Below are 12,477 nucleotides of genomic sequence, written 5' to 3'. Positions count from 1 at the left end.
AGCCCAGCGCTTGCAATGCTTTGCGATCCAGCAATTTATCCTCCGATGACCTTTCCTTGCGTCGTCAGATTATCAACTGCCTTGAAAACCCCACGGTTTTCCGCGATGAACCTTTTTTTTTGCCATGAGCAAGAACCGTTCGCTATACTGGCCGCGTTGCTCCTTGCTGGGCAAGGATTGCCCGCTATCGTCTCGCCTGCTTGCCTGTTGAAAAAGACCGCATGAACGCCGATCCCCAAGAATTGCAGAAATTCAGTGAGCTGGCCCACCGTTGGTGGGATCCGCATAGCGAATTCAAGCCTCTGCACCAAATCAATCCGCTGCGGCTCGACTGGATCGAGCAGCACGTCTCGCTGGCCGACAAGCAAGTCCTCGACGTTGGCTGCGGCGGTGGCATCCTGACCGAGTCGATGGCGCGCCAAGGCGCCCACGTCAAAGGTATCGACCTCTCGAAAAAAGCGCTCGGCGTGGCCGATCTGCACAGCCTCGAAAGTGGCCTGACCGTCGCGTACGAGGAAATCGCAGCCGAAGCGCTGGCTGCCCGCGAAGCAGGGCACTACGACGTAGTGACATGCATGGAGATGCTCGAACACGTGCCGGATCCTGCCGCTGTGGTCGCCGCGTGCGCGACATTGGTCAAACCTGGCGGTCACGTGTTTTTTTCCACGCTGAACCGGAATTTGAAATCGTACCTGTTCGCCGTCATCGGCGCCGAGTACGTGCTACGGCTATTGCCGCGTGGCACTCACGACTACGCCAAGTTCATCCGCCCCGCCGAGTTGGCAGGCTTTGCGCGCAGCAGTGGATTGCAATTGGCCGACATCAAGGGTCTGACCTACAACCCGTTCACGCAACGCTACGCGATCAACGACGATACCGATGTCAATTATCTGATTGCCTGTACGCGAGATGCCTAAATTGCCTCACCCCATCCACGCAGTGCTTTTCGACCTCGACGGCACGCTGGCCGATACCGCGCCGGATCTGGTCGCGGCCATCAACAGAATGCGCCTCGCACGCGCCATGCCGGCGCTGCCTTACGAACCCTTGCGCCTGCTGGCGTCGCACGGTGCCCGCGGGCTCGTCGGCGCTGCCTTCGACCGACGACCGGGCGACGACGAATACGAGCCCCTGAAGCAGGAATTCCTGGCCAACTACGCCGCCGCCCTGTGCGTCGACACCCGCCTGTTCGACGGTATTCCTACGGTGCTCGAGGCGCTCGAGCGCCGAGGCATGCCATGGGGTATCGTCACCAATAAGATCACGTGGCTGACGACTCCCCTGGTGCGTCAGCTCGGCCTGAGCGAAAAGGCGGCCTGCGTCGTTTGCGGCGACACGACGCCCCACAGCAAGCCTCACCCCGCTCCACTGCTGTTCGCTGCCGAAAAGATTGGCATCCTGCCACAGCATATCGTCTACGTAGGCGATGACCTGCGCGACGTTCAGGCGGGCAAGGCCGCAGGCATGCCCACCGTCGCGGCGGCCTACGGCTACTGCGGCGATGGCCTGGCACCCGCCGAGTGGCAAGCCGACGCATTGGTGAATGCGGCCGTGAATCTGATGGACCTGCTCGATATGGCAAGCGTGTCGGCCTGATTGTTTACCAGTCTTCCTTGCTGAGATCGCGCAGCAAACCCCCAAAAGGAAAACCATGGCTGATCCGGCGCACCACCCAACCCGCTCGAAGTTGGCCCTCCAGCGCATGCAGGAAATCGGCCGCTCGCCCCGCACCCGCAAGGGCGGCCTGATAACCTTGGTTGTCATACTCGCGTTCGGCCTGATCACATACTTCAGTGTTCCGCCGCTCATGCATCGGGTCGTCGCGCAAAAGCTTGGTCAATGGCTCGAGCGCCCGGTATCTTTCGGCGAGGTCAGCGTCAACCCCTATACGCTGCGCCTGGATATTCACAACGTGCATATCGGGGACCGGCAGCCGGGTCAGCCGTTTGTCGACATCGGGTTGCTGCACGTCGACGTCTCGTGGTCATCGTTATGGCGGTTCGCTCCGGTCATCGATGAGTTGACCATCGATCGCCCAAAGGTTCACATCGTTCGCACAGCCGAGCAGCGCTTCAATTTCTCCGATCTGATCGACAAAGCCACCCAGGGCCCAAAACCCAAGGAGCCCAGCAAGCCGACGCGCTTTGCCATCTATAACGTCCAGGTGCGAGATGGCACGATCCAGTTCGACGACCGCGTTCTCAATGCGCAGCATCACGTGCAGCACCTGCAACTCGGCATCCCGTTCATCGCCAACCTGTCGTCGGACACAAACGTCTTCGTTCAGCCACTGCTGCAAGCGTCCATTGATGGCAGCCCACTCCGTTTGACCGGCAAGCTCAAGCCCTTCGCCTCGTCGCTCGACTCCATCATCGACCTGAAGCTCGATCAATTCGACTTGCCGCGCTACCTCGGTTACGCGCCTGCGGCGCTGCCATTCGACCTCAAGCAAGGCACGCTGTCGGCCGACTTGCGCGTTCAATTCGTTCGCAGCGGCAGCACGCCGAACATCACGCTCAGCGGCACGCTCGGCATGGACAACGTCGATTTGCGCGACGCACGCAACGCCCCGCTCGTCTCGCTCAAGCACGCCGAGGCCAACCTGGGCGATGTCGAGCCGTTGCGCAATATCGTTCATTTGAATGCCGTGAGAATCGACGGACTGGCGCCGACCGTCGTGGTCGAGAAAGACGGCAAGCTCAATTTCCAGCGACTTGTCACCGCGCCGGGCACACCCGCGCGCACTGCTTCGGCGGCTGGTCAGACAGTCGCGGCCGCGAAACCCGCAGCGGCGCCATCACCATCGTCCGTCGCACCCGCATCATCGCCCTCAGCATCGTCCACCGCAGCGGCAAACACCGCCTCGGCTGCGGCGGCCAAGGCAACGGCGCCTGCTCCGCTCGATCTGGCGATCACAGCATTCAACCTGACCAACAGCACCCTCCATTACCGTGACGAGCGCGCCGCTCCGGCCGTCGCTGCCACGCTGGAGAATATCCATATTGCGCTCAGAGGCGTGCAAACGCTGGGCAGCACGCCAGCCAGCTACGATATCGGCGCACAATTGCCCGCAGGAGGCAGCCTGGCGGCCCAGGGCGGATTCACGCTTTCCAGCGCGCAAGCCAACGGTGAGCTCACGCTACACGACATCGCCCTGTCGGCACTCCAGCCGTTGCTCAAATCCGTCCTCGCGGGCGACATCAAGGGCGGCACACTCTCCGCGCAAGCGAAATTCAAAGGCGAATTCGCGGCCGGAAAGCCCAACCTGCAAGTGGCCCCCGCGAGCCTCGCGCTCGATCGTCTGGACGTGCGCAGCCCCGACAAACGCGACACCCCCCTCAAAGTCGCGGCGCTGAGCGCTCATCTGACGAATTTTGACCTGCTGCGCAAGCACGTCGACGTCGGCAGCGTCACCGTCAAGGGGCTCGATGCCTCGATCCGCCGCGAACATGACGGTGCCATCAATCTGCTCAGGCTGGTCGCAGCCGCCCCCGCGCACGGCGCAGCCGGCACCCCCGCCAAAGCGCCAGAGCGGCATCGGTCAGCTCCCCCCGCGGAGCAAAGCCGCAGTGCTCCTTGGCAATGGCAAATCGGGACGCTCGGTCTGGAAAACGCCGCCGTCAGCTTTGACGATGAAGCGGTTGCCGGCCATCCGGTCAAGGTGCAACTCACCTCGCTCAACGCCAAGGTGCAGGATATTTCGCAAGATCTCGCCAAGCCGCTGCACCTCGAAATCAATGGCACGGTCCAACGTCGCGGCACGCTAAGCGTCAACGGCACAGTGAGTCCCGAACCACTCAAGGGCACTCTGGCGGTGCGCACGCAAAGCCTTGATCTTGCCGCGTTCGAACCCTACATCGACATGACCTTGAACGCCTCCATCGCCAGCGCGCTGCTGAGCGCCGAAGGCAAGCTCGGATTCGCGAGACAACACGACAAAATACAAATCAGCTACCTCGGTAATGCCACGCTCGGCAATGTCCTGATGCGCGACAAGCTGACTTCCGAGAGCTTTCTGCGCTGGGGCGCGCTCAGCGCCGAGCATATCGATTTACACTACGGCACCGGCGAGCCCAAGATTCACGTCGGCGCCCTGTCGCTTTCCCGCTTCTACTCGCGCATCATCATCAACAGCAACGGCCGGCTCAATCTGGAAGATCTCGTTGCGAAAAAATCCGAAGCACCAAAATCGCTGACGCGCGCCGAGCCTCAAGGCACGCCGGCCACGTCTGCAGCCACGTCTGCAGCCACACCCGCCGGCGCACCGGTGGCGGGTGCCGGCAAAGCGATTCCGGCCGACATCGCGATCGGGCGAGTCACCTTGCAAGGCGGACGCATCAACTTCACCGACAACTTCATCAAGCCCAATTACACCGCCAACCTCACGCAAATCGGCGGCAGCGTCGGCGCCTTCGGCACGCAATCCAACGCGCCGGCCGACGTCGTGCTCAAAGGCAGCGTGGATAATGATGCCCCGATCAACATCAACGGCAAAATCAATCCACTCACGCCGATGGCGTTCGTCGATATCAAAGCCAAGGCCGATGGCATCGAACTCACCAACCTGACGCCCTATTCGGACAAGTACACCGGCTATCCGATCGAAAAAGGCAAGTTGAGCCTCGATGTGCACTACCTGCTCGACCAGGGCAAACTGACTGCCGACAACCATATTTTCATCGACCAGTTGACCTTCGGCGACCGGGTCGAGAACGACACCGCCACCAACCTGCCAGTCAGGCTCGCGGTCGCCCTGCTCAAGAACTCGCGCGGCGAAATCGACGTGCAAATCCCCGTGTCGGGCTCGCTGTCAGACCCGCAATTCAGTCTGGGCAGTGTGATCGTGCGCGCCGTCGTCAACCTGATCGTCAAAGCCGTGACCGCGCCGTTCAATCTGCTGGCATCGGCCTTCGGTGGTGGCGACCAGCAACTCGGCTTCGTCGCCTTTGCCCCAGGTTCGTCGACCCTGGACGCGGCCAGCATCAAAAAGCTGGAAACTCTGGTCAAAGCGCTCAACGACCGGCCTGCACTGCAACTCGACATCATTGGTCGGGTCGACCCGGACAAGGACACCGAGGGACTGCGCGAAGCCAAGGTCATGCGTCTGGTGCGCGCGCAAAAACGCGAGGCATTGATCGCCGAGGGAGCCAACCCCGACACTGGCCCGATTACGGTCGCCCCGGATGAATACAACAAGTACCTTGAATTAGCCTACAAAGCAGCCAAATTCCCCAAGCCGCGCAATTTCATTGGCTTCGCCAAATCGTTGCCGCCGGCTGAAATGAAGAAGCTCCTGGCCGCCAACATGACGGTCACCGAGCAGGATCTGCGCGCGCTGGCCAACGCGCGCGCCAATGCGGTACGCGAATGGTTCACCGGCAAAATTGCCGCCAACCGGCTGTACGTCGTGGCCCCCAAACTCACTGCCGAGGGAATCAAGGATAAAGGTGACACCACCCGGGTTGATTTCTCGCTGAAGTGACCCATCTATGGGATAATTGCAGAACACACGGGGCCGACTTGGTTTCGACGTGGGTAGTGACGCAATTCAGGGCATACCGAGGACCCGTCACCTCGTAAATCAATGGGAATCAACTAACTGCAAACGACTCTCGTTTCCAGCTGGCCGCTTAACACCGGCCAACCTCGCACTAGCCTGCTGATGGGGTAGGGTCGCAAGACCGCGCGAGGTCATTTTCATCAGATCGTGCCAGATGGCGTCGCGACGTCCGGTACTAAAACCTAGCGAATCGCCGTGCCGAAGCGTGTTCTGTCCGCGTCGGAACGGTTAAATCAAAAGACAGGACTAAGTATGTAGAACTGGTTGCAGAAGACTTACGGACGCGGGTTCGATTCCCGCCGGCTCCACCAACACCCCCTCCAAAGCTGCACGGAGCAGCCTGAAAACCCCGCCCAGCCTGGCTGCGCGGGGTTTTTCCTTTATCGCCCCGTCGATTGTTATTGCGTCACAGGCGAGGCAACTCGAGGGCAACCCGCTTTCCGGAAAATCAGTTGCCCCCAAGCCCCTGACAGACATCGAAGTCCGCAACGTATGACGCGAGGACAGTCAAGCCCGCTGTCCCAGCCAGATGCCCGCGACGATGGTGACCAGTCCGGCGGCGTGATACCAATGCGGCCAATCTCCTAATAGCAAGGTCGACAGCAGCGCCGCGAAGACCGGCGTGAGCGTGATGAAGAACACCGGCAGGTGTGCGCCGGCCCGGGCGACCGCGCGGTCCCACGCGAAATACGCCAGTAACGATGGTGTCGTCGCGACGTACAGCATGATCGCCACGACTTTCCCGCTCCAGTGAATGGCCTGGTGGTCGACGGTCAGCTCCCAGACCGTGAACGGCAAGCTGACAATCACGCCTATCACGATCTGCGCGAACAAAAACACTGCCAACGGCACGGCCGGTCGGTTCTTGCGCAGCAGCCAGGTATAGCCGCTCCAGGCAATCGTCGCCACCAGCATGAACAGATCGCCCGGCACGAAATCGAACTGGACCAGACGGCTCAGTTGCCCGCGCACCAGCACGAGCGACACGCCGACGAGACAAAACGCCGCGCCGGCGACGTGCCATCCCGCCACGCGCTCGCGGAAAAAGACCACCCCAACCAGCAGCAGGAACAGCGGCATCGATGCGCCGATCAGAGTGACATTGATCGGGGAGGAGGTGGTGAGCGCGAGATACTGCAGGGCGTTATAGCTGGCGATCGAGAGCACGCCCATCGCCGTAATCACGCCGAGGTTTTGCCGCAGCGTTGCCCGGTGCGCCACGACCCCGCGCCAGGCGTACGGGGCCAGCAGCAGTCCGGCAAACGCCCAACGGGCAAAATTCAGTGTGATTGGCGGCACCGCGCCGATCGCAAGCCGCCCGACAATGGCATTGCCGGCCCAACTCAATGGCGGAAAGGTCAATAGAAAGAGTGTCGACCAACTAAGGCGTGTGCTGCCGGAGGCGGGAGGGGGCATAACGCGTCGGACCTTTGATTTCGTTTCACGCAATTATGCAATAAATACTTAAAAATCCCGATCACTCGCCACCCAGGCCGATTTCGACGGCGAGCTTTAGGGCGCCGGTCGTCCTGTTGCCCGCAGTACGCCCATGCCGTCACTGTGGACCAGGTGCGCGCACAGCCGCTAAAGTCGACGCCGCGGCTCACCGTGACGACCGCGCGCCCCATTCCCCGCGAAAGATCGCCTCCATTTCAAGACGAAAGCCGATCGCCGGATTGGCGCGATCGAAACTGACGTCCGACCACCTGACCGGCAAGCCTGCGGCGACCGCCCTCTCGAGCTTCAGGCCATGCGCGAGCCCGATCGGCACCGTGCCGAGTTCAAGCGACGTCGACGCGGGAATCACCTTGCCATACACGGTGAAGCCGCCCTCGCCGTCGAGCATCTCGCCGGGCTTGAGCGCTCGCTTGGCGATCGACACCACGTCGGCGCGCCAGCCATTGGTAGCGCCCGTTGGCTCGCCCCGCGTGGCAATGCTCGCCACCGACGTCCCCAGTTCGAGTCCGATCAGATGATACGGTTTGTAAGTCGCGGCAAAGCGGCCGCTGTCGTCCGTTTTGAGACCATACTGCTTGAAGCAGTCGCGCACGTACAAGGTCGGCGCGTCGAACACGGCATAGACGCCCCACCGAAGATCCCGAAACACCGGGCGCCCATCACGCTCGAGCGAAGACACGACCTCCACCGTGCCGCGCCTGGCAAGGATGCCGCCATGTTCCATCGGACGCAGCACGCTCGGCAGGTCATCCACGCCGCAAGGGGGAAACGACAGGCCATTGTCGGGTGGGCTCAAATCGCAGGCATTGGCAACGGCCGCCATCTCCAGGGCAGACTTCGTGCCGTCGAGGAAGGAATTGAACATCTGCGGATTGAAATCGCCGCCGGCGACCTGCTCCGGCGTAAAACCATAGTGTCCCCAGACCGTATCGGGCGTGGACTGGTGATACACCGGCAGGTATTTGGTGCCCTTGCCGGCGCACACCACCTCGAAACCGGCCGTGCGGACCCAGTCGACCAACTCGGCAATCAACGCCGGCTGATCGCCGGAGGCCATCGAGTAGATAATGCCGGCCTGCGCGGCACGTCGCGCCAGCAGCGGGCCTGCCAATGCGTCGGCCTCAACGTTGACCATCACCACATGCTTGCGATGCTCGCAGGCCATGAGCACGTGGCGAATGCCTGCGGCCGGGCTGCCGGTCGCATCGATCACGATATCGACGAAGGGACTGGCAATCAGCGCCTGCGCGTCGTCGGTCACGAACGTGCCCGCGCTGCGGGCCGCCTCCTCGAACGATCTGGCGGCAAACCGCTCCGGCGCCCATCCGACGCGCCGCATGGCGTCCTGCGCGCGCGCGGGCGACAGGTCAGCGACGCCGGTCAGGTGAATGCCGACGGTTCGCCACGCCTGGGACAAATACATCGAACCGAATTTTCCGGCGCCAATGAGGCCGACGCGAACCGGCTTGCCTTCGGCTGCGCGGCGCTGCAATTTTGCGAACATCGACATGCGCTCCTCCTGGATCGGGCAATTTCAACGCCCGGCCGGTTGGTCGTCTGGCCGGGCACGGATGCTTGTTTCGCTAGAGATTATTCAATACGATGCCTTTGTGTAAATTCGCAAAGGAGCAAAGCCGGTGTGCGCAAAACCCCATACCCCGACCTTTGACTGGGACGATCTGCGTTCCTTCCTGGCCGTGGTGCGCGCCGGCCGCCTCACCGCCGCCGCCCTGCAGCTGCAGATCGATCACTCGACCTTGAGCCGGCGCATCGCGGCGCTGGAGGCCGCCCTTCAGGTAAGGCTTTTCGACCGGCTGCCGACCGGCTATTTACTGACGGCGGCCGGCGAGCGTCTGGCCACCGAAGCGCAGGCGATGGAAAGCGTCGCGATTCGTATCTGTTCGGATCTATCGGAGGCCGGCCGCCGAATGACGGGATCGATCCGGCTTGCGACACCGGAAGGCTTTGGCACCTATTTCCTGGCGCGGCAACTGCACCTGTTCGCCAAGCGATATCCCGAAGTCAAAGTCGAGCTGATTGCGAATCCCGGCGCGGTCAGCCTGACCAAGCGACAGGCCGATATCGCCGTCACGATGTTCCGCCCCGAGAGCGGGCCGCTGCGGGCGAGGAAACTGGCGGACTACGAATACGGGCTTTACGGGTCCCAAGCTTATCTGCGCACACGGCCGCAGCTCAGCATTCTCGAAGATGCGGCCGCGCATCGGCTGATCGGTTACATCCCGGATCTCCTGCCAACGCCCGCGCACGACTATCTGAAGGAGATTTTTGGCAATCGCCAGGCCGATCTGCAGATCTCGAATATCCTGACCCAGCTCAGCGCCACGCTCGACGGTTATGGGCTCTGCGTGCTGCCCTGCTTCATGGCCGATACGCACCCGGAGTTGGCGCGGGTTCTGCCACAGGCCGTTTGCCTGACCCGCTCGTATTGGTGGGTCACGCACGCCGAAGTGCGTGCGCCCGCGCTGGTCAGGGCAATGAAGAACTTCCTCGAGGAGGCCGCCGCGCGCAGCCGGCCGGCGCTTCTGCCCAGCGCCGGCGAGATTCTGGCAGACCGCCCCGCCGACGCGGCATCGCCGATGCACGCGCCGGCGAAAGATGATCTACCGTTGCCATGAGCCGGCTTGCACCGGTTTGTTTTTGCCGTAACGCTCACGCGCGCTGACGACGACATCGGCGTCGATTTCGCCGTCGTCGGCGAGCGCCTTTAGCGCGGCAATCACGATCGATGCGCGGTCGACCTCGAAGAACCGGCGCAACGCCTCGCGCGTATCGCTGCGACCGAAGCCATCGGTGCCCAGCGTCACGTAGCGGCGTGGCACATACGCGCGAATCAGCTCGGGCACGGCCCGCACATAATCCGTGGCGGCGATCACCGGGCCGGCCGAAGCGACCAGCACCTGGCTCGCATACGGCGCTGGCGCCGGCTCGCCCAGACGCGCCAGGCGCTCGGCGGCCATGCCGTCGCGCTGCAACTCGGTGAAGCTGGTCACGCTCCAGACGGCGGCTTCGATGCCCCAGTCGTCCATCAGCATCTGTCGTGCGATGAGCACTTCGCCAAGAATTGCCCCGGCGCCGAGCAATTGCACGCGCGCCGCTTCGCTCGACGCCGACGGCAGCCGGTAAATGCCCTTGAGAATGCCCTCGCGGATTGCCTGGAAATCCCCTTCCGGGGCTGACGGCTGGACAGTGTTCTCGTTCATCACCGTGACGTAATAGAACACGTCGTGCTGGCGCTCCACCATCTCGCGCATCCCTTCGTCGACGATCGCCGCGACATCGTAAGCAAAGGCGGGGTCATACGCGCGGCAATTCGGGATCGTCGAGGCGACCAGATGGCTGCTGCCGTCCTGATGCTGCAAGCCCTCGCCGCCGAGCGTCGTTTTGCCGGCCGTCGCGCCGATCAGAAAGCCGCGCGCACGCTGATCGGCCGCGGCCCAAATGATGTCGCCGATGCGCTGAAACCCGAACATCGAGTAATAAATGTAGAACGGGAGCATCGGCAGATCGTGCACGCTGTATGAGGTGGCCGCAGCGATCCACGAGGACACGGCGCCCGCCTCCGAAATGCCTTCCTCAAGAATCTGGCCGCTCGTGTCCTCCCGGTAATAGAGAATCGAGCCGAGATCCTCCGGCTCGTACAGTTGGCCGAGCGGCGAATAGATCCCGACCTGCCGGAACAGGCTGGCCATGCCGAACGTGCGCGCCTCGTCCGCGACGATAGGCACCACCCGCGGGCCCAGCGCGTGGTCCTTGAGCAGCGCGCCGAGCATGCGCACCAGCGCCATCGTAGTCGACATCGCCTTGCCGCCGGCGTGTAGCGCGAATTGCCCCCAGGCCTGCATCGGAGGCACGGACAGGCCCTGCGAGGCCGTTGTGCGTCGTCTGGGCAGATACCCGCCGAGGGCCTCCCGCCGGGCATGCAGGTATTGCATCTCCGGGCTATCGTCCGCTGGCCTGTAAAACTTCACTTGTTCGACATCCTCGTCGGACAGCGGCAGACGGAAACGATCGCGAAACGCCTTCAGATCGTCAAAGCCCAGCTTCTTCTGCTGGTGCGTCGTCATGCGGCCCTGGCCCGTCACGCCCATGCCAAAACCTTTCATGGTCTTGGCAAGAATCACCGTCGGCTGGCCGCGGCACGACAGCGCCTTCGCATACGCGGCATACAGCTTGCGCGTATCGTGACCGCCGCGCCGCAAGCGGTTGATCTCCTCGTCGCTCAATTGGGCGGCAAGCGCCGCAAGCTCGGGATTTTGCCCGAAAAAGCGCTCGCGGTTATAAGCGCCGTCGTTAGCCGAAAAGGTCTGGAACTGGCCGTCGACGGTCTGCGCGAAGGCGCGCGCCAGCGCGCCGGTGCGATCGCGCGCGAACAGCGCGTCCCAGTCCGAGCCCCACACTACCTTGATCACATGCCAGCCGGCGCCGGTAAATTGCGCTTCGAGCTCGTCGATAATGCGCCCGTTGCTGCGCACCGGACCATCGAGTCGCTGCAGATTGCAGTTGATCACGAACACCAGATTGTCGAGCCCTTCACGCGCGGCCAGCGACAACGCGCCAATCGACTCTGGCTCGTCCATCTCGCCGTCGCCGAAAAATCCCCAGACCTTGCGACCTTCGGTGTGCGCCAGGCCACGGTTCTGCAAGTACCGCATGAAGCGCGCCTGATAGATCGAGTTGATCGGACCGATGCCCATGGAGCCGGTCGGAAATTGCCAAAAGTCGGGCATCAGCCACGGATGCGGATAGGAGCACAGCCCGGGTCCGGAAATTTCGCGCCGGTAGTGCTGCAAATGCTCCTCGCTCAGAAACCCCTCGAGGTAGGCCCGGGCGTAGACGCCCGGCGACGAATGCGGCTGAAAATAGACGAGATCGCCGCCTGCGCTCTCGGCGACGCCCGCTGCAGCGGCCCGAAAAAAATGATTGAACCCCACCTCGAACAGATCGGCGGCCGACGCATAGCTCGCGATATGGCCGCCGAGCTCGCCATAGGCCTGATTGGCGCGCACCACCATGGCCAGCGCATTCCAGCGCAGCGCCGCCCCCAGCCGCTCCTCGAGCTCGAGATTGCCCGGATAAGGCGGCTGCTCATCGAGTCCGATCGTGTTGACATAGGGCGTGATGCGCGCGCGCGCCGATTCGACACCGAGCGACAACGCATGCTCCGCCAGCCGATCGAACAGGTACTGCGCGCGGCTTTTGCCCACGTGCGCGACCACCGCGTCGAGCGCTTCGAGCCATTCGGCCGTCTCTGCGGGATCGCTGTCTTCCCTCTCGGTGGCGAGCGCGCGTATCTGCTCGCTACCGCTGGCTAAATTCGTCATGGCAGAACTCCCCCGAAGGAAGTGTCAGAGCTAAGTTAAGAGATATATTTTAATCATCCCAGGGAAAAATATTTCTCTCATTTACTGATTTTCAGGGCCTTAGGCAGTATATTTATA

General features: G+C 62.5%; 8 protein-coding genes and 1 other RNA gene. 6 read left to right on the top strand and 3 right to left on the bottom strand.

Annotated features, from left to right (window positions below):
• The 5 genes from EPN80_RS17315 to ssrA form a co-directional block, all read left to right on the top strand.
• Positions 1-225, top strand: a 225-nt coding sequence (locus EPN80_RS17315) for a hypothetical protein (protein WP_293030122.1), incomplete at its 5' end; no start/stop codon positions are given.
• On the top strand, positions 222-917 hold the full coding sequence (ubiG, locus tag EPN80_RS17310; protein WP_293030119.1) for a bifunctional 2-polyprenyl-6-hydroxyphenol methylase/3-demethylubiquinol 3-O-methyltransferase UbiG: 696 nt from the start codon (positions 222-224) through the stop codon (positions 915-917). The genes EPN80_RS17315 and ubiG, both read left to right, overlap by 4 nt.
• Complete coding sequence (gene gph, locus EPN80_RS17305; protein WP_293030117.1) at positions 910-1,596, top strand: phosphoglycolate phosphatase; 687 nt, start codon at positions 910-912, stop codon at positions 1,594-1,596. The genes ubiG and gph overlap by 8 nt, the downstream gene beginning before the upstream one ends.
• A 55-nt stretch (positions 1,597-1,651) precedes the next feature.
• A complete protein-coding gene (locus EPN80_RS17300) occupies positions 1,652-5,482 on the top strand; it encodes a DUF748 domain-containing protein (protein ID WP_293030114.1) in 3,831 nt (1,276 codons plus the stop codon).
• A gap of 29 nt (positions 5,483-5,511) precedes the next feature.
• Positions 5,512-5,871: a transfer-messenger RNA gene (ssrA, locus tag EPN80_RS17295) on the top strand.
• A gap of 196 nt (positions 5,872-6,067) precedes the next feature.
• Here ssrA and EPN80_RS17290 read toward each other — a convergent pair.
• Positions 6,068-6,976, bottom strand: coding sequence for a DMT family transporter (locus EPN80_RS17290; RefSeq protein WP_293030112.1), 909 nt, complete (start codon positions 6,974-6,976; stop codon positions 6,068-6,070).
• A gap of 187 nt (positions 6,977-7,163) precedes the next feature.
• Positions 7,164-8,528, bottom strand: a complete 1,365-nt coding sequence (locus tag EPN80_RS17285) for a Gfo/Idh/MocA family oxidoreductase (RefSeq protein WP_293030109.1) — start codon at positions 8,526-8,528, stop codon at positions 7,164-7,166.
• 127 nt (positions 8,529-8,655) lie between these two features.
• Between EPN80_RS17285 and EPN80_RS17280 the strand changes: the two genes are divergently transcribed.
• The gene (locus EPN80_RS17280) at positions 8,656-9,654 is read left to right on the top strand and encodes a LysR family transcriptional regulator (protein ID WP_293030107.1); all 999 of its coding nucleotides are present in this window, start codon (positions 8,656-8,658) and stop codon (positions 9,652-9,654) included.
• On the opposite strand, the gene mdeB is transcribed toward EPN80_RS17280, so the two are convergent.
• Positions 9,640-12,360 carry an alpha-ketoglutarate dehydrogenase gene (mdeB, locus tag EPN80_RS17275; RefSeq protein ID WP_293030105.1) on the bottom strand — a complete coding sequence of 907 codons (2,721 nt, stop codon included), beginning with the start codon at positions 12,358-12,360 and terminating at the stop codon, positions 9,640-9,642. The two genes, EPN80_RS17280 and mdeB, sit on opposite strands and share 15 nt — an antisense overlap.
• Between the last annotated feature and the right edge of the window lie 117 nt (positions 12,361-12,477).

The organism is Pandoraea sp., from assembly GCF_004297875.1.
Lineage (GTDB): Bacteria > Pseudomonadota > Gammaproteobacteria > Burkholderiales > Burkholderiaceae > Pandoraea.
This window is presented reverse-complemented; position numbering and strand designations above follow the sequence as displayed.